Annotated in this window: 26 protein-coding genes and 1 riboswitch; of the genes, 19 read left to right on the top strand and 7 right to left on the bottom strand. The window is 68.8% G+C overall.

Translation table 11 applies throughout. The annotated features are described in order from the left end of the window. The first annotated feature begins 23 nt into the window (after positions 1–23). Genes E0H45_RS10120 through E0H45_RS10110 form a run of 3 tightly spaced genes read left to right on the top strand, consistent with a single transcriptional unit; the run spans position 24 to position 1522 of the window. A complete protein-coding gene (locus E0H45_RS10120; RefSeq protein ID WP_238154887.1) occupies positions 24–458 on the top strand; it encodes a hypothetical protein in 435 nt (144 codons plus the stop codon). 13 nt (positions 459–471) lie between these two features. Beyond that, a complete protein-coding gene (locus E0H45_RS10115; RefSeq protein WP_131336384.1) occupies positions 472–882 on the top strand; it encodes a thiol-disulfide oxidoreductase DCC family protein in 411 nt (136 codons plus the stop codon). Continuing rightward, entirely contained in the window at positions 854–1522 is a 669-nt protein-coding gene (locus E0H45_RS10110) for a TetR family transcriptional regulator (RefSeq protein WP_131336382.1), read from the top strand. Before E0H45_RS10115 ends, E0H45_RS10110 begins: the two co-directional genes overlap by 29 nt. 3 nt (positions 1523–1525) lie before the next feature. Here E0H45_RS10110 and E0H45_RS10105 read toward each other — a convergent pair whose 3' ends face one another. Beyond that, a complete protein-coding gene (locus E0H45_RS10105; protein WP_131336381.1) occupies positions 1526–2035 on the bottom strand; it encodes a DinB family protein in 510 nt (169 codons plus the stop codon). Between the two features lie 193 nt (positions 2036–2228). Between E0H45_RS10105 and E0H45_RS10100 the strand changes: the two genes are divergently transcribed. Next, positions 2229–3929 (top strand): DEAD/DEAH box helicase, encoded by a 1701-nt coding sequence (locus tag E0H45_RS10100; protein WP_238154886.1) that lies wholly within the window; start codon positions 2229–2231, stop codon positions 3927–3929. Between the two features lie 75 nt (positions 3930–4004). Next, a complete protein-coding gene (locus E0H45_RS10095) occupies positions 4005–5501 on the top strand; it encodes a sensor histidine kinase (RefSeq protein WP_131336380.1) in 1497 nt (498 codons plus the stop codon). Here the strand turns inward: E0H45_RS10095 and E0H45_RS10090 are convergent. Continuing rightward, positions 5498–6979, bottom strand: coding sequence for a TRAP transporter substrate-binding protein (locus tag E0H45_RS10090; RefSeq protein ID WP_131336379.1), 1482 nt, complete (start codon positions 6977–6979; stop codon positions 5498–5500). The genes E0H45_RS10095 and E0H45_RS10090 overlap by 4 nt on opposite strands. 184 nt (positions 6980–7163) lie before the next feature. Between E0H45_RS10090 and E0H45_RS10085 the strand changes: the two genes are divergently transcribed. The 5 genes from E0H45_RS10085 to E0H45_RS10065 are packed head-to-tail and all read left to right on the top strand — an operon-like array spanning position 7164 to position 12229. Continuing rightward, positions 7164–8855 (top strand): sensor histidine kinase, encoded by a 1692-nt coding sequence (locus E0H45_RS10085; protein WP_165546399.1) that lies wholly within the window; start codon positions 7164–7166, stop codon positions 8853–8855. Then, positions 8843–9487, top strand: a complete 645-nt coding sequence (locus tag E0H45_RS10080) for a response regulator transcription factor (RefSeq protein WP_131336377.1) — start codon at positions 8843–8845, stop codon at positions 9485–9487. The genes E0H45_RS10085 and E0H45_RS10080 overlap by 13 nt, the downstream gene beginning before the upstream one ends. A 46-nt stretch (positions 9488–9533) precedes the next feature. Further along, on the top strand, positions 9534–10445 hold the full coding sequence (locus E0H45_RS10075; RefSeq protein WP_131336375.1) for a phosphotriesterase family protein: 912 nt from the start codon (positions 9534–9536) through the stop codon (positions 10443–10445). A 15-nt stretch (positions 10446–10460) separates the two neighbouring features. Further along, positions 10461–10826, top strand: a complete 366-nt coding sequence (locus E0H45_RS10070; protein WP_131336373.1) for a DUF1304 domain-containing protein — start codon at positions 10461–10463, stop codon at positions 10824–10826. Positions 10827–10864: 38 nt separating this feature from the next. Beyond that, the gene (locus tag E0H45_RS10065) at positions 10865–12229 is read left to right on the top strand and encodes an MFS transporter (RefSeq protein WP_131336370.1); all 1365 of its coding nucleotides are present in this window, start codon (positions 10865–10867) and stop codon (positions 12227–12229) included. A 170-nt stretch (positions 12230–12399) separates the two neighbouring features. Here the strand turns inward: E0H45_RS10065 and E0H45_RS10060 are convergent, their stop codons facing one another. Beyond that, on the bottom strand, positions 12400–13041 hold the full coding sequence (locus tag E0H45_RS10060; protein ID WP_131336368.1) for a LysE family translocator: 642 nt from the start codon (positions 13039–13041) through the stop codon (positions 12400–12402). A gap of 110 nt (positions 13042–13151) precedes the next feature. Continuing rightward, positions 13152–13280, top strand: a riboswitch (cobalamin riboswitch). Positions 13281–13314: 34 nt separating this feature from the next. Here E0H45_RS10060 and E0H45_RS10055 point away from each other — a divergent pair. The 8 genes from E0H45_RS10055 (at position 13315) to E0H45_RS10020 (ending at position 18496) form a co-directional block, all read left to right on the top strand. Beyond that, the gene (locus tag E0H45_RS10055; protein WP_131336366.1) at positions 13315–13512 is read left to right on the top strand and encodes a CbtB domain-containing protein; all 198 of its coding nucleotides are present in this window, start codon (positions 13315–13317) and stop codon (positions 13510–13512) included. 3 nt (positions 13513–13515) lie between these two features. Next, positions 13516–14271 (top strand): CbtA family protein, encoded by a 756-nt coding sequence (locus E0H45_RS10050; RefSeq protein ID WP_131336364.1) that lies wholly within the window; start codon positions 13516–13518, stop codon positions 14269–14271. Next, on the top strand, positions 14268–14828 hold the full coding sequence (locus E0H45_RS10045; protein ID WP_131336362.1) for a histidine phosphatase family protein: 561 nt from the start codon (positions 14268–14270) through the stop codon (positions 14826–14828). The genes E0H45_RS10050 and E0H45_RS10045 overlap by 4 nt, the downstream gene beginning before the upstream one ends. A 63-nt stretch (positions 14829–14891) precedes the next feature. Beyond that, positions 14892–16001, top strand: a complete 1110-nt coding sequence (locus E0H45_RS10040; protein WP_131336360.1) for an alpha/beta hydrolase — start codon at positions 14892–14894, stop codon at positions 15999–16001. After that, positions 15998–16369 carry a hypothetical protein gene (locus E0H45_RS10035; RefSeq protein WP_131336358.1) on the top strand — a complete coding sequence of 124 codons (372 nt, stop codon included), beginning with the start codon at positions 15998–16000 and terminating at the stop codon, positions 16367–16369. The genes E0H45_RS10040 and E0H45_RS10035 overlap by 4 nt, the downstream gene beginning before the upstream one ends. Before the next feature lie 55 nt (positions 16370–16424). Further along, positions 16425–16811: a hypothetical protein gene (locus E0H45_RS10030; protein WP_238154885.1), complete on the top strand. Its 387-nt coding sequence runs from the start codon at positions 16425–16427 to the stop codon at positions 16809–16811. Positions 16812–16877: 66 nt separating this feature from the next. Beyond that, positions 16878–18119, top strand: coding sequence for an alpha/beta hydrolase (locus tag E0H45_RS10025; protein ID WP_131336356.1), 1242 nt, complete (start codon positions 16878–16880; stop codon positions 18117–18119). Continuing rightward, positions 18116–18496, top strand: a complete 381-nt coding sequence (locus E0H45_RS10020; protein ID WP_238154884.1) for a hypothetical protein — start codon at positions 18116–18118, stop codon at positions 18494–18496. The genes E0H45_RS10025 and E0H45_RS10020 overlap by 4 nt, the downstream gene beginning before the upstream one ends. 42 nt (positions 18497–18538) lie before the next feature. On the opposite strand, the gene E0H45_RS42400 is transcribed toward E0H45_RS10020, so the two are convergent. From E0H45_RS42400 to E0H45_RS10000, 4 genes are read right to left on the bottom strand one after another with little or no spacing between them, the layout of a single operon-like run. Then, positions 18539–18916: a VOC family protein gene (locus tag E0H45_RS42400; protein ID WP_165546398.1), complete on the bottom strand. Its 378-nt coding sequence runs from the start codon at positions 18914–18916 to the stop codon at positions 18539–18541. A 9-nt stretch (positions 18917–18925) separates the two neighbouring features. After that, entirely contained in the window at positions 18926–19528 is a 603-nt protein-coding gene (locus E0H45_RS10010; protein ID WP_131336352.1) for a class I SAM-dependent methyltransferase, read from the bottom strand. 32 nt (positions 19529–19560) lie between these two features. After that, a complete protein-coding gene (locus E0H45_RS10005; RefSeq protein WP_131336350.1) occupies positions 19561–20412 on the bottom strand; it encodes a fumarylacetoacetate hydrolase family protein in 852 nt (283 codons plus the stop codon). Between the two features lie 10 nt (positions 20413–20422). Then, positions 20423–21127, bottom strand: a complete 705-nt coding sequence (locus tag E0H45_RS10000; protein WP_131336348.1) for a GntR family transcriptional regulator — start codon at positions 21125–21127, stop codon at positions 20423–20425. 150 nt (positions 21128–21277) lie between these two features. On the opposite strand from E0H45_RS10000, the gene E0H45_RS09995 reads away from it, so the two are divergent. Further along, the gene (locus E0H45_RS09995; protein ID WP_238154883.1) at positions 21278–22369 is read left to right on the top strand and encodes a mandelate racemase/muconate lactonizing enzyme family protein; all 1092 of its coding nucleotides are present in this window, start codon (positions 21278–21280) and stop codon (positions 22367–22369) included. Position 22370: the final 1 nt, after the last annotated feature.

Here is a 22370-nt window from a genome sequence, read left to right as displayed (position 1 = left end):
AACGTGTTCAAGAAGTGGGGATCATGATGGACATGACAGTCACGACGTACCTGGTCTACCTGCTGATCGCCGTACCGCTGACGATCTGGGTGGCGCGGACGCTGAGCCGGAACGGGCGGATCTTCCTGGTCGACGTCTTCCACGGGAACGCCGACTTCGCCGACGCAGTGAACCGGTTGCTGGTGGTCGGCTTCTACCTGATCAACCTCGGGTTCGTGACGCTGTTCCTGCGCAGCGGGAGCCCGGTGCTGGACGCGAGCGGGGTGTTCGAGCAGCTCAGCGTGAAGCTCGGGATCGTGATGCTGGTGCTCGGCGTGGTGCACCTGACGAACGTGTGGATCTTCAACAAGATCCGCACCCGCAGCCGGCTCGACAGCATGACCCGCCCGCCGGTGCCGCCGAACGACAACATCCAGCCGGTCACGATGACCGAGCAGGCCGCCCGGTACGGATATTGAAGGCCGCCCGGCCGTGCGTGAGTTGACGGTGCTGTACGACGCCCACTGCGGAATGTGCCGCCGGTTCAAGGACTGGCTGGCGGCGCAGCACCCGGCGCCGGACGGGTATGGCGGGGTGGTGCGTCTGCGGTTCGTCGCGGCGGGGTCGACGGATGCGCGGGCGCTCTACCCCGCGCTGGATCATGACGCGACGCTGCGGGACGTGACGGTGGTCGCCGACGACGGGTCGGTGTACGTCGGCGATCGCGCCTGGATCGTGTGTCTGTGGGCCACGGGGGAACACCGGCACACCGCCGTACGGCTGGCGAGTCCAGCGATGCGGCCGGTGGCGCGGGCGATCGTTCAAGCGGCGGCGGGGCTGCGGCGGTTGAGTGGAGGTGATTACGCTGACGGGTGTGACGGACAGTGCGACCGCGAAGGGTGAGCAGACACGTGAGCTGATCCTGTCGACCGCGCTGCGGTTGTTCCGGGAGCAGGGGTACGGGAAGACCACGATGCGCGCGATCGCCAACGAGGCCGGCGTGTCGGTGGGGAACGCGTACTACTACTACGGTTCCAAGGACCACCTCATGCAGGCGTACTACGACCTGCTGCAGGACCAGCACCGCGAGGCGGTCGAGCCGATTCTCGTGACCGAGAAGGCGTTCGTGCCGCGGTTGGCCGGCGTACTGCGGACCTGGCTGGACGTGTCCGCGCCGTACCACGAGTTCGCCGGCACGTTCTTCAAGACGGCGGCCGATCCGCGCAGTCCGCTGTCGCCGTTCAGCGAGGAATCCCGCCCGGCGAGGGACGCGAGTGTCGAGATCTTCCGGCGCGTCATCGACGGCTCCGACCTGAAGTTGGCCGCCGACCTCAAGGCCGAACTCCCCGAACTGCTCTGGCTGCTCCAGATGGGCGTGGTCCTGTTCTGGGTCCACGACCAGTCCGAGGACGTCCGCCGAAGCCGCGCCCTGATCGACCGCGCCGTCCCGCTCGTGGACCGTCTGCTCCGCCTGACCCGCATCCCCGGCGTCCGAGGCGTGACCACCGACATTGTCGGCTTGATCAACTCGATCAAGCCGTAAGGCCTACTCGCCGGTGGCGCCGTCCAGGCGTTGGCGGAGGAGGTCGGCGTGGCCGTTGTGGCGGGCGTACTCCTGGATCATGTGCATGTAGAGGTAGCGGAGCGAGTGCGGCGGTTCCTGGCCGGGGCGGAGGAACGTGTCGGCCAGCGCGTAGTTCGCGGCCAGGGCGTCCGAGGTCTTGACGATCTGGCGGAAGTCCTCGAGGTCCTCCGCGACGATCGCCGGATCGACATGGTCGAAGTCGCCGTCGGGGAACTCGGCACTCCAGTACTTCGGGGGCGAGTCGTGGCCGGCCAGGGCGCGATGGAACCAGTACTTCTCGACCTCGCTCATGTGCCGGACGAGTCCGATCAACGACATGCTGGACGGGTCCACGGCGCGCTGGACGAGCTGCTCATCGGTGAGCCCGGAGAGCTTCCACAGCAGCGTCCCCCGATGGAAATCGAGGTATCCCTGCAGCATTGCCCGCTCGTCGGCGACCGTCGGCGGGTCGACCCGAAACTGTTCAGTCACGTGCAGAACCTACCCGTGTGACGAGCGTCCCGTAAGAAACGGCCCAGTTGTGCCGTAAACTGCTGAGGACGGCCCGCCCAGTTCTGCCTCGGGCCGGTGAGCGCAACTACTGTGCGCCAGCAGTCGACCACCACGCGCCGCGGCCCACCGGCCGCGCCGGGCAGGACGACCCCCGAACTTTTGGAGTACCACTATGGCGGCTCGCCGCCTCACGTCTACAACCACGTCCAACCAATCCACCTCCCAGTCCCGCAAGCCCGCCGGCGACCAGCCGGCCAGGGACGGGCAGTCACGGCCGCGACGCCGGCGCCGTTCCGGTGCCGCACGCAACCAGCAGCCCGCCGTCGCCGAGCAGCAGCTCGAAGTTGCCATCAGCAACGATGACGAGGTGACCGAAACGGTTGCCCCCGACAACCGCAGCTTCGCCGAGCTCGGCGTACCCGATCGGCTGGTGGCCACCCTGGCCGCGGCCGGGGTAGAGAAGCCGTTCCCGATCCAGGCCGCCACGCTGCCGGATTCGTTGGCCGGCAAGGATGTTCTCGGTCGCGGACGGACCGGATCGGGCAAGACCTACGCGTTCGTCCTGCCGGTCCTCGCCCGGCTCGCGGCCAGTACCACCAAGCGCCGCCCCAACTACCCGCGCGCGCTGATCCTCGCTCCGACCCGCGAGCTCGCGACCCAGATCCAGGCCTCGATCGCACCGCTCGCCGACACGCTCGGCCTGCGCTCGATGACGATCTTCGGCGGTGTCGGTCACGGCCCGCAGATCACCGGCCTGCGCAAGGGCGCCGACATCGTCGTCGCCTGCCCGGGACGGCTCGAGGACCATGTCCAGGCCGGTCACGCGAAGCTCGGCGCGGTCGAGATCACCGTGCTCGACGAGGCCGACCACATGGCCGACCTCGGGTTCCTGCCCGCCGTACGCCGGATCCTCGAGGCAACGCCTGCCACAGCGCAGCGGTTGCTGTTCTCCGCCACGCTGGACGCCGGCGTCGACGTTCTTGTCCGGCGCTTCATGACCGACCCGGTCACGCACAGCGTCGACTCGGCCCGCTCGCCGGTCTCCCAGATGACGCATCACGTCCTGCACGTCCAGCCCGACACCCGGCTCCCGGTTCTCGTCGACCTGACGGCCGCGCCGGGCCGCTCGCTGGTGTTCACCAGGACGAAGTACGGCGCCAAGTCGCTCACCAAGAAGCTAATCGCTCTAGGCGTTCCCGCGGTCGAGTTGCACGGCAACCTGTCCCAGGGCGCCCGTACGCGCAACCTGGAGGCCTTCTCCGACGGTACGGCGAAGACGCTGGTCGCCACCGACATCGCGGCCCGTGGCATCCACGTCGACAACGTGACGCTGGTGATCCACGCCGACCCGCCGATCGAGCACAAGGCGTACCTGCACCGCTCGGGCCGCACGGCCCGCGCAGGAGCCGAAGGCACCGTAGTCACCCTCATGACCGACGACCAGGTTCGCGACGTCCGCGACCTGACCCGCAAGGCCGGTATCGCGCCGAAGGTCACCAAGCTCGGCGCCGACCACCCGCTGCTGTCCGAGCTGGCCCCGGGCGAACGAGCCTTCGTCGCGCCGACGGCCAGGCCGGTCCAGCAGGAACGCGTCGCGAGCTCGGGCGGCAGCGGATCGGGCCGAGGCAATCGCCGCCGGCGCGCTTCGGGCCCCGCTCAGCAGGCGACTGGCAAGCGGTCAAGCCAAACGGGTTCCGGCCAGGCGACTCGTGCGTCCGGTGGCTCGCGGAGCTCCGGTCGCTCCAAGTCCCGCGCCGGCTCGGGCGGCCCGAAGAGCTACAGCACGAGCACTCCGGGATCAGCGGCCCGTCCCGCCGGAGCCGCTGCGTTCTCCGCAGGCTCGCGCGCCGGCAGCTCCCGCCGAAGCCGCTGACCCACTGCAAGGCCCAGTCACCCCGACTGGGCCTTGCACTTGCTGTTGGAAGCCGGCCGGGCGACAGTCGGAGGCATGGTCAGGCTCGCGGCTGGGGTGGTCGCAACTGGTGGGCTGGTGATGCTGGCCGTGCGGGCAGACCTGGCATCGCAGGTCGACGGGTGGCGGACCGCTGTGGACATCGCTGTCGGTGTCGCCTTCATCCTTGCTGGGGGCTTGCCCACCGGGCCGGCTCGTCAGCGAGTGATGGTTGCCGTCGTCGGCGGTGCTTGGCTGCTCGGATCTGTGTTCGTGCAGGCCCTCCCGCTGCATCAGGCGGTGCTTGCGGTGGCGTTGGTGGCCTTTCCGACTGGCCTGATCCGCGGCCGATTCGCCTGGCTGGTGGCCGCGTTCGCGGGAGTGGTTGCTCTCGGCCTCGTCCCGCAACCCGGGGTGGCTCTGCTCTTCGCTCTGGTTGCCGTCTGCGCCGCGATGCGCCCACCGAGCGCTCGGTGGTATCCGGTGGCGGCGGCCGGCGCGGTGGCAGTGACACTTGGCGTCAGCTGGTCGCTCGCCCAGAGCAAGGAATCGTTCGATCCGGCGCTCGCCCTTCTTGACTACCAGGTCGTCCTCGGACTGGTCGCTGTGACCTTCCCCGTCGCGTACTGGTCGGCGCTCCGAGTACGGCGACGGCTCGCCGACGCGGTCCTGGTCAGTCGACCGTTGACCGGGCTTGACGGCTTCGCCTCGGTACTCGGCGGGGCGCTCGGCGATCCGAGCCTCAGAGTCCACCGCTGGCAGGACTTCGCCGGTGGGCATGCAGACCGGCAGTTGCTCATGGTGAGCGAGGCCGACGTACCGGTCGCTGTCGTTGCGCATCAGTCGGCGGCGCTCGAGGATCCGCTCACAGCCCGGGCGGTCGAGACAGCCGTGCGGCTGGCGGTGGCCAACATCCGGCTCCAGGACGAGCAGCTCGCCCGGCTGCGCGAACTGGAGGCAGCGCGTGCGCGCGTCGTCGCAGCCGCAGACCGTCAGCGCGAGGAGGTGGCAGAAGAGCTGGGGCAGAACGTGGCGGCCCTCTTGAGCGACGCCCAGGCCCAACTGGCCGACGTACAGGTCGGGACCGCGACCGCGCTGGACATTGTGGAAGCAGAACTCGCCACCGCGATCGCAGAGATCGGCGACCTGGTGGCAGGCATTCCACCCGCGACGCTGGGGGAAGGGAGGCTACGCGATGCCCTTCAAATCCTGGCCGCACGAGCTCCGGTCGAGGTGGTGGTTGGCTACGGCAACGACTCTGCCGGTGACGCCGACGCCGAGACCGCGTTGTTCTACGTCTGTTCAGAGGCATTGGCCAACGCGGCCAAGCACGCCGGCGCCGGCCGGATCAAGATCGACGTACGCCGGTACGGCGATGTGCTGCAGGTCAGCATCACCGACGACGGGCGCGGTGGAGCCGATGCTTCCGGGTCGGGGCTGATCGGCCTGTCCGACCGATTGGCCGTCCTCGACGGCCGGCTCCGGGTGGAGAGTCCACCCGGAGCCGGTACGACGGTGACTGCCACCGTCCCGTGTCGGCGTCGGCTGTCCTAGCCGATCTTCTGGTACGGCTCGATGTCCATCTCGGACGGGTACGAGCTTGATGCTTGGCTGAAGGTGAGACTGTTGCCGTCGACTGCCCAGATGAGGTGGAACGGCCGGTCCTTTCCCTTCGGCACGAGCCAGACCTGGTGACCGGTGCCGCGGAGATCGCCGACGACGAGCGGGCCGTCGGTGATGGTGTGACCGCAGTCATCCTCGGGATCGCCGATGGGCCGGCAGCGGCTCTCGAACGTCCCGTTCCGCACAGTCAGAGTCCAGGTCCCCGAAGTTCCGTCCGAGTTGTCCAGACCTGCTGCGTGCACGTCCTCGAGGGTGATTTCCACCCGGTAGACACCGTTCGGCAGCGCGGAGACCTCCTGAGGAATCTTGGGCGCAGGCGCTTCCTTACCCGTCTGCCGGCAGGCTTCCGGCACGTTCGGGACGTCAGCCAGCGGATTGGCCGTCGCGATGGCCTGGATCTCCTTCAGCATCGGCCCGCTCTTCGGGTCGGCTGCAAGCCGATCCAGTACGGGCTGCAGTTTCCTGCGCAGGCCGGCGACCTCACCTGGTGTGGCGCTGATGAAACGGACGCCGTCACTACACATGTCGCCGGCGATGGTCGACTCCTCGTAGCTGGCGTCGACGGAGGTCTTCGTCGCCCGCTCCGCCGCATCCCGGATCCAGCTCCGCTGCTGGTCGGTGAGGGCATCGAACCGTTGCCGGCTGAAGCTCAGGACGAAGACCTTCGGCCACAGCACGACATTGGCGGTGACCTGGGGCGCGACAGCAGTGTCGGTCTTGGCGTACTGCGGGACGTCGAACTCGGCGCCGCGAAGGCGACCGGCCTTGATCTCGCCGCCCCACTCGATCCCGAAGTTCACCGGCGTACCGCCCAGCGCGCGGATGGCCTCCTCCTGCACGGGCGAGTTGTAGGTCCGGAACGGCGTACCCGTCCAGTCAGCCGGTCCGAGCAGCGGCTGCTTCGCGGCGAACGGCCGGCGGAGCGGTCCGACTGCCAGTCCGAGGCCGACGACTCCGGTGCTGTCCAGGCCGGCGAGCAGGGTCTTGGCGACCGGTGCGGTCACCAGTTGCTTCTCCGCGGCGTAGTTGGTGATGGTCATCGGCGCCTCGACGGCCTGGAGACTGGTGATCCCGGCTCCTGCGAACGCTCGCGTCGACGGCCAGCCACCGTCGATCTCACCGGCCGCGATCGCCTTCACGATGGCGGATTCAGCCTTTGCGTCGCCCGCGCCGTAGTTCTTCTTGATCTGGACCTTCAGCCGGCCGCCGGACACCGTGCGGAGGTTGTCGACAAAGGCCTGCGGGCCGAACGACTGACCGTTGTTGTTCACGTCGTCGATGGTGGCCAGCGTCAGTACGGCGCTGTCCCCGCCGGCCTTGTCGACAGCCTTCGCACCACAGCCAAGCGGTGCCATCAGCATGATGCCGACGAGGCCGTAGCTGAGGCCGCGTTTGCGCACTCCGTTCATGGTTCCTCCCCCTACGTCCAGAAGATTTGGACGCTGAGTAACGTCCGCTACTCCAGACGCTACGAGTGGCGCACTCTTCCGCCGACCGTGCTGGCACGCGGATCGAATGTGGCTACCACTGCACCCAACTGTGACTTCACAAGCGCACAATGAGAAGCGTGACCATGGTGGCGGGGCAGGTCCGGTGGTAGCGGCGCGCAGTGCGGGCCTGGCTGTGTCCGCGACGGTGCTGTCGGCCGCGGTCGTGGTGGTCTGCGTCCTGCCGTTCGCGTTCGCGAATCCGAACGCATCCCGGCTTCAGCGGCTGCCTGCCTGGTACATCCTGGTCGTCGCCGTGGCCGCCACCGTCTCCGTCGCAGGGGCCTGGGCCGCACGCTCGCACAGCGGCCGCGCCTCGGCAGCGCTCGCTCTGGCCGGCGTTGCGGCGATCCTGCCGCTGTGGGCCTCGCAGGAGTGGCTGCCGGACTCGTTGCGCGCCGCTACTCTCGCGACGACACCGCTGGCCGTGGCGGCGATCGCCGCGGCGGCTCTACTCTGGCCGGCCCGAGTAGAGCCACGAGCGGACCGGCTCGTGATGGTCATCGCGGGGATCGCCGTCGTTGCCGCCGGCGTTCATGTGCTCGCGTATGACCCCCTCGCCGATCCGGGCTGCACCCAGACCTGCGCCGACGTCTCCCCACTCCTCGGCGAGCTGGTCGGGACCCGCGCCGCGATGGCGATCACCACAGCGGCAATCGTCAGCATCGTTGTGATCGGTGGATCGGCCGTCGCCGCGACTCTCATGAACCGTTCGTCTCGGCTGGTGAGCGGCGCGGCGCTGGCTGCTCTGACGGCGCTCGGAGGGCTGACCGTCGTACGGTGGCTGATCTTTGAGAGCATCGAGCTGTCCGCCGTCAGACTCCCGTTGGAACCCTTGGCCGTCGCCGCTGTTGGAGCGGCGGTGTGCGTGCTGCACCTTGGTGTGCTGCGGACCCGCGCCGCAGTCGAGAGAGTGGTGGCCGGTCTGTCGGCAGAGTCCGTACGGCGCGGCGCCGTCGTCGATGTTCAGTTCGCGGTGCCCGGGGCGGACCGGTGGCTCGACCCGTCCGGCGCTGCCGTTGTGGTCCCACCTGAGCCAGACCGAACTGTCGTCCTGACCGACGGCTCGGAGCCGACCGTTCGGCTCGTTGTCGCTCGCAGTGTGGACCCGGCGGAGATCCTCGCGGGCCTGTCCCCGGTGACCCGGTTGGCGCTTCACAATGCACAGTTGTCGACGGTCGCTCGAGCGCGACTGGCAGAGGTACGCGCGTCACAGCGCCGGGTCGTCGCGGCATCGGACGGCGAACGCCGGCGGATCGAGCGCGACCTGCACGACGGCGCGCAGCAACGGCTGGTCGGCGTAGGTCTCCAGTTGCGCATTGCCCGCGCCGATGCCGACCACGACACGCGCATCACGATCGAGAGGGTGGAGAACAAGGTCGGCGACGCTCTCAGCGAGTTGCGTCGGCTGGCGCACGGGGTGTTTCCGAGCGTGCTCGCCGACGAGGGTCTCGAGCAGGCTCTGGTCGAGCTCGTGGCGGCATCCGACGTACCGGCGGAGCTCACGATGCAGGTCACTGACGCGCTGACAACGGAGGTGGCGATGGCTGCCTATGCGACCGTCGCTGCCGCAGTCGGTAGCGTCGTACAGCCGTCTGTTGCCACACGGTGCCGGATCGAGGTCCGCCAGGTCGCGGAGTCGCTGACCGTGAGTGTGGAGACGGAGTCCGCGACCATCCGGACACCGGATCTCACGGCGGTCGGCGATCGGGTCGGTGCGGTCGGGGGAGCGGTCACCTGGTCTGATCCCGAGGCCGGTGCCTACGTCGTGACGGCGGTGATCCCATGCGAGTCGTGATCGCGGACGATGTCATGCTGATCCGCTCGGGCCTCGCACGGCTGCTCGGTGACGCCGGCATCGACGTCATCGGTGAGGCCGCTGATGCCGACGAACTGCTCCGCCTGGTCGCACTCGGTACGCCGGATGCCGCGATCGTGGACATCCGGATGCCGCCGACCCACACCGACGAAGGGCTGGTGGCTGCTCGTCGGATCCGCGAGCGTTACCCGGATACGGCGGTGGTCGTGCTGAGCCAGTACGTCGAGAGCCGGTACGCATCCCGGCTTCTCGCGGATCAACCCGGTGGCGTCGGCTATCTGCTCAAGGAGCGGGTGTCCGATATCGCCGTACTCGTGGATGCACTCCGGCGGGTCGCCGACGGCGAATGCGTCCTCGACCCGACCATCGTGTCGCGGCTGATGCAGCGAAGGCGTCCGGACTCGCCCCTGACCCAGCTCACGAGTCGGGAGCGAGACATCCTGGCGCTGATGGCGGAGGGACGATCCAACTCGTCCATCGCCGGAGAGCTCCACATCAGCGAGCGCACCGTCGAGGCAACCTGCGCAAACCTCTTTCGCAAGCTCCAACTGGAACCCTCGGCCGACGTGAACCGCCGGGTCCTCGCCGTACTGACCGCCCTCCGCGGTTGACCCGACGGTATCTTTGCTGGTGCCGTGACCTGACAGAGAGGCTCTGATGCGGATCCGTACGGTCCTGGACGACCTCGTGCCGGAAGCGCTCGGCGTGACCGACGCGCACGACCACCTGTTCTTCCGCTCGGCTGTGCTGCCGGGGCAGGAGCTGGACGACGAGGCCGCCGCGGTCGCCGAGGTACGGGCGTTTGCGGAAGCAGGCGGCCAGGCGATCGTGCAATGGACCCCGCACGGACTGAACCGGCAAGCCGGTCTCCTGCCCGGAATCTCCACCAGCACAGGCGTTTCGATCGTCGCCGCGACCGGTATGCACCGGCGCGAGCACTACCCGGACGGGTACGTCGACAAGGTGCAGGACCAGCTGGCCGAGATCTTCGTCCGCGAGCTGACGGCCGGCATCGGTGACACCCAGGTCCGCGCCGGGCTGATCAAGGTGGCCGGCGGGTTCCATGTGCTCGACGTACATGCCGAGCTCGTGATGCGGGCAGCGGCCGAGGCTCATCACGCGACCAACGCGCCGATCGCCATCCATCACGAGCTCGGTTCCGCCGCGGACGCCGTACTCGATCTGCTCGTCGACGAGCTCACCGTACACCCGGCCGCCGTGATTCTCGGGCATCTGAACCGGTTTCCCGATCATCGCGTGCATCTCGAGCTGGCGCAGCGGGGTGCATGGTTGGCGTTCGACGGGCCGTCGAGGGCCAACAACGCGACCGATCCGCGGCTGACCGATTGCCTCGCGGCGCTGATCGACGCGGGGTACGCGGACCGCCTGCTCCTCGGCGGCGACACCACGACGGCGCGCGCCCGGGCCGCGACCGGAGAGGGCCCGGGGATGCCGTACCTGCTGACGCACCTCAGGCCGCGGATCACGCGGTACTTCGGTGCGGACATCGCCGACGCGGTGTTCCGGAACAACCCAGCGCGCGCCTTCGCCACGGATTGGCGGGCGTAGCGGTACCTTCCGGGCATGAGCGTGATCGCGCAGATCTTCGTTGGTGTCGCGGGTGTGTTCCATGTGGTCGTGTTCGCCATGGAAAGCGTGCTGTTCCGGAAGCCCAGCACCTACCGGCGGTTCCTGGTGAAGGACACCGAGGTCGAGACTGCTCGGCCGTGGGCGTTCAACCAGGGCTTCTACAACCTGTTCCTGGCGATCGGTGCGCTCGGCGGGCTGATCTGGGGTGGCGACAAGGGCCACACCATCGCGCTTTTCGCCTGCGCGTGCATGGCCGGCGCGGGGATCGTGCTCGTCGCCTCCGACCGTCGCATGGTCCGCGCCGCCGCCACCCAAGCAGTGCCGCCGATCCTGGCGCTCGTTCTCGCTGCGGTTCTCTAGTTGACTTAAAGTGCACTTGAGCAACGATGGTCGTCGGCATGACCACCGTTGCCGAGCCGACCGTTGAGACAGGCGGCGTCCTTTCACCGCAGTACCGCGCACTGACCGTCGGGATGGTCGCGCTGATCACCCTCGTCGCGTTCGAGTCGCTGGCGGTCGCGACCGCGATGCCGACCGTTGCGCAGGCGCTCGACGGCCTCAACCTGTACGCGCTCGCGTTCGGCGGCCCGCTCGCCTCCGGTGTGGTCGCGATGGTTGTCTCCGGCACCTGGAGCGACCTGAAGGGCCCGACCCGTCCGCTCTGGCACGGTACGGCGTGGTTCCTGGCCGGGCTGTTGATCGCGGGCCTGGCGCCGTCGATGGAGATCCTCGTCGCGGGCCGGATCATCCAAGGCTTCGGCTCCGGCCTGCTCACGGTCGCGCTGTACGTCGTCGTGGGTCAGCTGTACCCGGCCCGCCTCCGTCCGCGGATCTTCGCCGCGTTCGCGACCGGCTGGGTCGTACCGTCCCTCGTCGGTCCCGCGATCGCCGGCCTGATCGTCGAGCACACGAACTGGCGGATCGTCTTCCTCGCCGTACCGGTGATCGCAATCCCGGCAGCGCTGGTGATGCGTCCCGGACTGGCCCGCGGGAGCGCGTACGACGTACGCCCGGGGAAGCTGTGGGACAAGCGGGCGCTGTGGGCAGTCGCGGCCGCGGTCGGTGTCGGACTGCTGCACTACGGCGGGCAGCAGCGTGGCGCCGTACAGATTGTGCTGCTCGTGGTCGGTCTGGCCGGGGTGATCGCGTTCGCACCGCGGCTGTTGCCGTCCGGGACGTTCGCGTTCGGGCGCGGGCTGCCGTCGGTGATCGCGCTGCGCGGGTTGGTGGCGGCGTCCGGGTTCGGCGCGGAGGTGTTCCTGCCGTTGATGCTCACGCGGGAACGTGGCCTGTCGCCGGCGTTCGCCGGTCTCGTACTGACGGTCAGCGCACTGAGCTGGTCCGCCGCGTCCTGGTACCGCGGCCGGCCGAACCAGCCGTTCTCCCACGCGGTCTTCCTGCAGGCCGGCATGCTCGCGATCCTGGTCGGCATCGTCACTGCGGCGCTGACGCTCAACCCGGACGTCCCGGTGCTGGTCGGCATCCTCGGCTGGAGCCTGACCGGTCTGGGCATGGGGACCGTGTTCCCGACCCTGTCGGTGCTGGTCCTGGAGTACTCCGAACGTGACGAGCAGGGCGCCAACAGCTCCGCCCTGCAGCTCAGCGACTCGTTGTCAACCGCAACGATCCTCGCGATCGGCGGATCGTTGTTCGCAGCAATGGAACCGCATTCCGCAGTACTGGCCTACCTCATCGCCTTCGGCCTCCCGGCCCTACTAGCACTCCTCGGCGTCCCAGCAGGCCGCCGTACCGCCACCGCCTAAGGATCTACGGCGCGGACTTGTGCAGGTCGACAGTACGTATATGTCCACTGTCCGGGATCCGGTCCGCCGCCCGGCGCGCGGATGGCGCGTACCAGACGTATACGTACTGTCGAGATGCAGTTTCGGAGGAACTGTGCCCGCACATGAGCGCGGTTCGCCCACACACGTGCCTACTCCTTGGAGCCGGTGACCGCGATGCTCGCGCCGAGGCCGATGATCATCAGGCCGCCGGTGCCTCCGACCAGCTCGAGCCGGCGCGGTGAGCGGGCGAACCACTCGCGCGCCGTACCGGCGACGAACGCCCAGACGCTGTCCGAGCAGAGCGCGATCAGGATGAAGATCAGCCCGAGCACCAGAATCTGCGCCCACGCCGGCGCACTGGCCCCCTTGTCGACGAACTGCGGCAGCACGGCAGCGAAGAACACCGCCGTCTTCGCATTCGTCACTCCGACCAGGAACCCCTGCCGGATGGTCCGCCGGGTAGTGCTCGGCTTCGCCGTACCGCGCATCGCCTCGACCAGCGACTTCCGCGAGCGAAACGCCTGCACGCCGAGATAGATCAGGTACGCCGCTCCCACGAGCTTCACCACGGTCAGCGCCACCGCACTCGCGGCGATCAACGTCCCGAGCCCGAGCGAGATCCCACCCAGCAAGACCGCCGCGCCAAGCGTGTTCCCCACCATCGTCAACACGGCTTCCCGCCGCCCCACCGCAAGCGCCCGCCCCACAATGAACAACACGCTCGGCCCAGGCACAACGATGATGATGAACGCGGTAACAGCGAACGCAAACAAATGATGAGCGGACGGCATCTCCCCAGGATAGGGGCGAGCAGCAGCTCGGCGCCCGGCATTCCGCGCCCCGCGGCGTTAGGTGGGATAGGTCACCGGCGCGCCGTGGTGCGTTGACCGGGGGGTGGGCGGGCCCCTACGGTTCGAGGGTCAACCTGCGGTGCCATGAGGGAAGCCGGTGAGAAGCCGGCGCGGCCGCGCCACTGTGATCGAGTTTCGGCTCGTAAGTCAGGACGCTCGGGCACTCGCAGCCTTTCTAAGGGAACGCGCATTTCCCCAGGAGGTTCAGTTCAGATGGCAGCTCCTGCCCAGTCGGTCGCCGTACCGGCTCTCTCGCCCAAGCTTCTCGCTGTCGCGCTGCTCAGCGTCGGTGTGATGCTCCTGCTCGCGTATCTGGTCGGGTTCGACCAGGGTGCGGTGTCCCGGTCCGGGATGTACCTGCACGAGTTGATGCACGACGGTCGCCATCTGCTCGGCGTGCCCTGCCACTAGACGATGCGCACCTTCGGATCGCTCCTGGTGCGCGGATTGATCGTCGGACTCTTCGCCGGCCTGTTGGCCGGAACGTTCGCCTATGTGCTGGGCGAGCCGCGTGTCGACGCGGCGATCGCGATCGAAGAGGCCGGCAGTCACGCGCACACCCATGACCATGGCGACAGCACTGAGCCTGCCGCCGAAGAGGAAGAGCCGCTCGTCAGCCGTGACGGCCAGCGGGCCGGTTTGTTCCTCGCGACCAGCCTGTACGGCGTTGCGCTCGGCGGACTGTTCGCCGTCGCGTTCACGCTGCTCCGCCGCAAGCTCCGGACCGGGAACGACGCGTACGCCGCGCTCGGACTCGCCGCGGCGGGCTTCGTCGGCATCGTGCTGGTCCCGTTCCTCAAGTACCCGCCGAACCCGCCTGCGGTCGGTGATCCGGACACGATCACCCGCCGTACGGTCACCTATCTCCTGACGCTGGTGATCGGCCTGCTCGCGGTCTGGGCCGGTGTCGCGCTGTCCCGGTGGGCCGCGCGGTACGGCGAGGTCGCCCGGCTCGCGGGCGGTGTCGTCGGGCTGGTCGTCACCGTGGTGGCGGCGTACCTGATTCTGCCGCGGATCAACGAGGTTCCGGAGACGTTCCCCGCTACGCTGCTGTGGCAGTTCCGGTTCGCCTCGCTCGGTACGCAGGCGACGCTGTGGCTCCTGCTCGGATTCGGGTATGCGGTCGCGGTGGACCGCCGGCCGATCCGATCGAAGGTGGCTGCCGCTTGACCGCACCACCCCAGGCTCTGACCCTGGTCGCGCATGCCCTGACGCCCGCGTTGCGCGGACTCGTGCTCGGTGGTGACACCGAGCCGGATCCGGCGAGCGTCGAGGCGGCCAGTGAGCTGAAGCTGTCCGCCCATGCTGTGTACGCCGGCCCGGAGCAGGCCGCCGTACGCACGGCCGCCGTACTCGGGCTCGACCCGGTGGTGGAGCCGGCGCTGCGGGACCGTGAGTACGGCGAGTGGACCGGGCGCGGGCTGGAGGAACTGCTCGCGTCCGAGCCGTCGCGGGTGGCGGCGTGGCTCGAGCGCCCGCACACTGCCACGCCGGGCGGCGAGACCGAGAACGACGTGCTCGCCAGGGTCGCCGACTGGCTGGGCGATCTGGCGGCGCGGGAGCACGGCTCCGCACTGGCGGTCGTCCATCCGGCGATCGTCCGCGCGATCGTCCTGTACGTCGTCGACGCGCCGGCGGAGTCGCTGCGGCACGTCGACGTACGCCCGCTGGCCACGGTCAACCTCTCGTACCACTCCGGCAACTGGTCACTGGCCTTCACCCCTTAGGCCTGACAAACTGCGATTGGCCCGGTTGCACGCCCAGGTGACCGGCTGTCACGGGGAGTCACGATGACTGAGTCCGACCAGCTTGCCGAACGGTTCCGCGCCAACCATGCCGTGCTCGTCGCGGCCCGCGACCGGCTGCAGGCCGCGGCCGACGCCGGCACCGCGAGTGATGACCAGCTCAAGCGGCTGGACACCGTCAAGGAACTGCTCACCCCGGTCACCGTCACCGACGTGGATGCCGAAGGCAACGTCATCGAGGTCGAGCGGCCTCGGCAGTTCTACCTGGTCGACCCCGAGGGACAGGGCCGTGCGGTCGAGGTCCTCGGTGATCTCCAGGCGGCGAAGAACATCGCGGTGCTGGTTCCCGGGATGGGCAACAGCCTGGACACGTTCCGCGGGCAGTCGGACCGCGGCGACCTGATCAAGCAGGAGGCCGGCCCGGGTACGGCGGTCGTGGTGTGGCTCGACTACGACTCGCCGCAGGGCCTGGTGCAGGCCGCGAGCAAGGACGCGGCGATCGAGGCCGGGCCGCGGCTCGCGGAGTTCATGAACGAGGTCGACGAACTGAAGGCCGACGACGCGGACGTCACGCTGGTCGCGCATTCGTACGGCACCGAGGTGGCCGCCCAGGCGGTGATGGCGGGCGCCCGGCCGAAGCGGCTGGTGATGACGGGCTCGCCGGGAATCGCGAAGTACGTCGACGAGGCCGCCGACTTCGTGCAGCCGCCGACCCGGCTGTACACGGAGCGCGCCCCGGGAGACTACGTCTCGTACACCGAGTGGCACGGACCGGATCCGGCGAACTTCTCGGACGCGGTCCGGATGGCGACCAGCGATCCGCGGGTCGACGACGACCCGGTGTCGGTGCACTGGCACAACGAGTACTACCGGCCGAACAGTGAGTCGCTGCGCAACATCGGGCGCGTGGTCCGGGGCGACCTGATGCACATCACGACCACGAACACGAGCCGATCCGCCGAGACCAAGCTCTTCCTCGGTACGTCGTGGGGTGGCGCACTGAACGCTGTCGCCGGGGCGGCGTCCAAGGTGTACGACGGTGTTGGAGCCCTCACCAAACCGTCGAAGGAATCGGCCGGAGCCGCCGCCGGACAGACTGCTGCGGGGCGGCCGACGAACGGTGCCGGACGGGGCTCGGAAGGGCGGCAGCGATGACAGGCGAGCGTGAGTTCCTGCGGAGCGAGTTGCTGGCGGTGGCGGAGGCCGTCGTACCTGATCAGCGGCCGGTCGTGACGCACGACCCGGGGCCGGTGAATCCCGGCGTACTGTTCGACGGACGCGGGACGGCCACCGTCTCCAGAGTCACCATCGAGACCGGCAACCCGAAGGCGCCGGACCCGGCGGCTGCCGTCGACGCCGCAGCCGCGGCGTTGCGCGCCCGGGGCTGGACCGCGGACGTCCTACCTCCGGAGAGCGGTCATTATCGGGTTGCCGCCACCCGCGACGGCTTCGACATCGCCGTCCACGCCTGGTCCGCGGACTGGCGGATAACGTTCACCGGCGAGACTCCGGTCGTTTCTTGAGACCGAAACGCGGCGTGTCCTCGCGAGCCTTGGCTGCACGGTGTATCACGGAAGCGTGACCTTGACCGAAGCCCGCAATTACCTCCGCTCGGAACTCCTCGCGGTGGCGGCGACTGTCGTGCCCGGCCAGACACCGACGGTGACCCAGGACGTCGGCCCTGTCGGCCAGGGCGCGCTGTCTGACGAGAGCGGCCCGGAGTCGGTGTGCACGATCACCGTCGAGACCGGCGACCCCACCACCACGCCCGACCCCGAGGCGCAGATCGGCTTCGCCGCCGAAACCCTCGAGTCCCGCGGCTGGAAGGTCACCATCTCCGAGCCCGCCGAAGGCCGTCACGAACTGACCGCCCGCCGTCAGGGCTACGACCTCACCGTCACGGCCCAAACCACCGACTGGCGCCTGACCCTCACCGGCCAGACGCCGTACGTCGACGATCTGTAGGAGGATTCGCACCGTCACCTACGATGCACTGGCAAGCGTTTGTCCCAGTGTCTCGTGAGGTGAGGGATGTCCGAGGATCTCGATGCGCTGATCCTGCGCGTGCGGGACCTGCCGCACGACCGCGCGGTCGGCGAGGTGGACGCCTTCTTCACAGCGCTGCCCAGCGAGGTGGCGACAGCCCTGGCGGAGAGCCGCCCTGAGCAGGTCGGACCGTTGGAGGGTGCACCGCCCGAGCTGCGGTACCGCGCCAATCGCCTGATCCTGGAGTCCGCGCAGCAGCGACTGCACGCGTTGGTCGAGAGCCGGGATGCGACCCTCGCGCAGCGCCGGCGGCTACTGACGCTCAACGAGATGCTCGAGCCGGCCCGTAAGCGCCTCGACGTCGACGCCGACGGGAAACGTGTCGAGGTCGACGTACCTCGGCAGTTCCTGCTCGTCGAGACCGAGGGGCAGGGGCGGATGATCGAGGTTCAAGGCGATCTGCGGACGGCGCGCAACATCGCCGTACTGGTTCCGGGGATGAACAACGACCTCGAGCGCGTGCGTTCTCAGTCGGTGCGGGCGAAGGAGATCGGCGAGGAAGCTGGTCCGGGTACGGCGACGGTGGTGTGGCTCGGGTATCACGCGCCGCTGGGGCTGACCGAGGGAAGGTCGACCAAGAGCGCCCGCGAGGCGGCGCCGTTGCTGTGCCGTTCCCTGGAAGGGATCGCGGTGGTCAAGGCGCCGGGCGCCAAGGTCACACTGATCGGGAACAGCTACGGCGCCCAGGCCGTCTCCCGGGCGATGCTCGAGGGTGCTCGCGCCCACCGGTACCTGTTGACCGGCAGTCCCGGCGTCGACCCGAGCATCACCTCTGGTGCGCAGATGACTCCGCCTGGCACCGAGCTCTTCGCGGTGGCGCGATCGCGCGGGGACTACGTGTCGTACGCCGAACAGCACGGGCCGGATCCGGCGACCTTTCCGGACGTCGTGCGGATCGAGACCGACAACTCCCAGATCCAGATCACCGGGCACATGGGCTACTTCAACAAGAACAGCGAGTCGATGACCAACGTCGGCCGGATCGTGCGCGGCGACCTGGACGCGGTGACGCTGGCGGCCCGCACGACGCCCGCCGAGGAGAGTCGGTTGCTGGGCACGTCCTGGGCAGGGCCGTTGCGTACGCTCGGGCAGTCGAAAGCGGCGGTACCGATCTCCAAAGTGTTCGACGGGCTCGCGAGGCTGCGCACGGTCGCCTCGACGCCTTCGAGGAAGACCGTCCTGGACAGCACCCGGCGCTCCCGCACACAGGAAGGACCCGAACGATGACGTTGACCGAGGCTCGCGACTTCCTCCGCGCGGAACTCCTCGCTGCGGCGGCAGGCGCCGTACCCGGCTACGAAGGCGTGGTCACGCACGACGTGGGCCCGGTGAACCCCGGAGTACTGTCCGACGGCAGCGGTCCGGACACGATCTGCTCGATCACCGTCGAGAACGGCGACCCGTCCGTCACCGACCCGGCCGGCGAACTCGCCGCCGCGGTCGCAGCCCTGACCGCCCGCGGCTGGCAAACCGCCGTCGCGCCGGTCGAGAACGGCCACCACCGAGCCACCGCCGAACGCGACGGCTTCCAGGTCACCGTCCACGCCTGGGACAACGAATGGCGCCTCACCCTCTCCGGCGAAACCCCACCGATCGAGGCGTGAGCCTCGAGCCTGCCAGATCCTGACACCACCCGGGGTCAGCGTTCAGCTGGTGGCGGCGCGTTCCGCGGCGCTGCGGAGGACGCAGAATTCGTTGCCTTCCGGGTCGTGCATGACAACCCAGCCGGTGCCGTCGGGGTTGCGGTGGTCGTGGGCGATGGTCGCGCCGAGGGTGAGGAGCCAGGCGACTTCCTCGTCGCGGGGGCCGTCGGGTTCGAGGTCCAGGTGGCCGCGGTTCTTGACGACCTTCTCGTCGTTGTTCTGTTCGAAGAGGACGGTGAGGCCGTCGGTCGGGACCGCGGCGTACGGGTCGCCGGGGTGGTCGTCGTCAGGGCGCTCGGCCTTCAGGACCTGCAGCCAGAAGCCGGCGATCTCGTAAGGGTTGTGGGCATCGAACGTCACCGTACGCACGCGAGAAGTCATGCGCAGAGGTTACTTGCGGAACAGCACCCGGTCGTCGGGGATTTCGGAGTCAAGGTACGGCGTGAAGCCCGCCGCGACTGCGATCTCGGTGAGGGCGCGGGCGGTCCAGCGGTGGACGTAGATGTTCATCGGATGGCCGCCGTAGCCGGACGTCTTGTGCGTCGATTCCTCGCCGACATGGAATCCCATCAGCAGGACGCCGCCCGGAGCGAGCACACGGTGGAACTCGGCGAACGCCTGCGGGACGACGTCGCGGGGGAGGTGGATGATCGACCACCACGACACGACGCCGGCGACCGAGTCGTCCGGTGCGTCGAGCGCGGTCATGGAGCCGACGCGAAAGTTGAGCTCCGGGTGGTCGCGGCGGGCGACCTCGATCATCCCGGGCGAGAGGTCGATCCCGACGACCTGCAGCCCACGCTCGGCCAGCAGACCGGTCGTCCGGCCCGGACCACACCCGACATCCAGCACGTTCCTGGAGTGGCTCGGAAGGAGCTCGGCGAGGAGGTCGAAGGCCGTGTCTTCCCAGTCGGCGCCGGTCGCGACGAGTTCGGCGTACGACATTGCGACGTTGTCGTACGAGCTGCTGATATCGGCGAGGAAGTCGGTCACCCGGCCGACCCTAGAGCCGGCCGGGGACAGTTTCAGGCTTTGCCGAGGGACTGTTTCTGGCGGCCGAGGCCCTCGATCTCGAGTTCCATCGTGTCGCCGGGCGACAGGTACGGGAACCGGCCGGACAGCGCGACACCCTCCGGCGTGCCGGTGTTCACGATGTCGCCGGGGCTCAGCACCATGTACTGCGAGAGGTCGCGGATGAGCGCCGCCACCGAGAAGATCATGTCCCGCGTGTTGGAGTCCTGCCGCGGCTCGCCGTTCACGAACGACTTCAGCTGCAGGTTCTGCACGTCGGAGACCTCATCAGCCGGAACCAAGGAAGGCCCGAGCGGGTTGAACGTCTCGCAGCACTTCCCCTTCGACCACTGGCCGCCGGAGACCTCGATCTGGAACGCCCGCTCGGACACGTCGTTCGAGACGGCGTACCCGGCGATGCACGCGAGCGCGTCCTCGTCGGTCTCGACGTACCGTGCCTCCTTGCCGATGACGACCGCGAGCTCGACCTCCCAGTCGGTCTTCGTGGAGCCGCGCGGCACCAGCACCTCGTCGTACGCGCCGACGACGGTGTTCGGGTGCTTGAAGAAGACGATCGGCTGCTTCGGCGGCTCGGCGCCCGACTCGGCGGCGTGCGCCGCGTAGTTCTGGCCGATGCAGACCACGGCGCTCGGACGTGCGATCGGTGCGCCGACCCGCAGGCCCTCGGTGTCGGCGACCGGCAGCTCGCCGGCCTCGAGCGCGGCGCGGGTCCGGGCGATGCCGTCGGCGGCGAGGAAGGCGCCGTCGATGTCTCCGGTGAGCGGGCTCAGGTCGTGAACGGTGCCGTCGGCGGCGCGCACGTACGGGCGCTCCTCGCCGACCGCGCCGAGGCGCAGCAGTTCCACAGATATCTCCCTAGGACGGATCGCTCTTGTCGAAGATGGGCCGCAGCCGGGCGCGGGAGGCTTCGATGTGCGACCGCATCGCCGCGGCCGCCTCCTCCGGGTCGCCCTTACGGACGGCGGTCACCACTGCCTTGTGCTCTCGCAACGCCTTCGTCGCGATGCCGCCACCGTAGTACAGCCGGAACAGGTGCAGGTGGCAGTGTGTCCGCTGGAAGGACAGCCGCGCGGTCTCGTTGCCGGCCAGCTCCAGAACCAGGTCGTGGAACCGCTGGTCGTGCGCGGCCATCGCCCGGTAGCTCTCGTACGACGGACGGTCCGGTACGTCGGTGTAGCTGAGCATCTCCGCCTTGAGCCGGGCCAGGTCGTCGGCGCCCGACCGCTCGGCGGCGCGCCCGGCCGCCCACGGCTCGATGTGCAGGCGGTACTCGAACAGGTCGTCGAACTCGTCGCGGGTCAGCCGGGACGACACCCGGTACCCGCGCAGCGGCTCCTTGATCACCAGGCCGTCGGACTCCAGCCGGGCCAGCGACTCCCGGATCGGGGTCTGTGAAATGCCCAGCTCACGGGTCAGTGCATCGATGTTCAACCGGGTGCCCGGCTCCACCACGCTGTCCATGATCAGGCCCTTGACCGTCTCGTAGACGTCGTCACTCAGCACCTGTCGCTGCGGCAGGCGGGCGAGCTGCCCCGCCAGGCCCACGTGCGCATCCGTCACTGTCGCCCGCTCCTCCCGCACTGTGCTCCGCCACGCTGTGTTACTCCAATGCCGGGCTCATTCTGCCCGACTCGCAGTCCGTCTTGACGGGTCCAGTGTGAAGCGGGAGCATCAGGTACGCAATATCCTATAGGATCTTGGAGGAAATCGGTGAGCTCTGCGATTGTCCGGGCCGAGGCGTACCTGGTCGACCTGGAGGTCGAGACGGTCCGCACCGACGCCGTCCAGGCCTTCCTGAAGCAGGAGACGATCTTCGTCTCCTTGTCGACATCCGACGGGCTGACCGGGCTCGGGTACTCGTACACGATCGGCACCGGTGGCACAGCCGTGCTCGCATTGCTGCGGGACCACCTGCTGCCGCGGCTCGTCGGTGTGGACGCCCGCAACGTGGAGGCAATCTGGTCCGACCTGTTCTGGTCCACGCATGCCACGACTGTTGGTGCGATCACTTCACTCGCTCTGGCGTCGGTTGACACCGCTCTGTGGGATCTGCGGTGCCTGCGCTCCAGTGAGCCGCTGTGGCGGCTGGCCGGTGGCTACCGGCAGCGGGTGCCGTTGTACGACACCGAGGGCGGCTGGTTGCACCTGTCAACGGATGAGCTGGTCGCCGGCGCACTGGCGTCACAGAAGGCCGGCTGGCCCGGTGTGAAGCTCAAGGTCGGGAAGCCGCGCGTGCACGAGGACGTGGAGCGGCTGCGGGCGGTTCGGGACGCGGTCGGGCCCGGGCTGGACATCATGGTCGACGCCAACCAGTCGATGACGTACCCCGAGGCTCGCCGGCGTGCTGCCGCGTTCGAGGCGGTGGACCTGTCCTGGTTCGAGGAGCCGTTGCCGGCCGACGATCTGACGGGGCACGTGCACCTGGCGGCGTCCACGTCGATCCCGATCGCCGTGGGGGAGTCGCTGTACTCCGTCTCGCAGTTCCGGGAGTACGTCGCCGCAGGCGGGGCCGGGATCGTCCAGGTGGATGTGGCGCGCGTCGGCGGGATCACGCCGTGGCTGAAGGTGGCGCATCTGGCCGAGACGTTCAACCTCGAGGTGTGCCCGCATTTCCTGATGGAGCTGCATGTCAGCCTCACGGCCGCCGTACCCAATGGGCGGTACGTCGAGCACATCCCACAGCTGCGGGCGATCACCCGGTCCGAGATGACCGTCGTCGACGGGCACGCGGTCGCGCCCGACGTACCCGGTCTGGGGATCGACTGGAATGCTGATGCCATCGACGATCGGCGCGTTGCCTGAG

Origin of the sequence: Kribbella soli, assembly GCF_004331345.1 — a bacterium.
Classification (GTDB): Bacteria; Actinomycetota; Actinomycetes; order Propionibacteriales; family Kribbellaceae; genus Kribbella; species Kribbella soli.
This window is presented reverse-complemented; position numbering and strand designations above follow the sequence as displayed.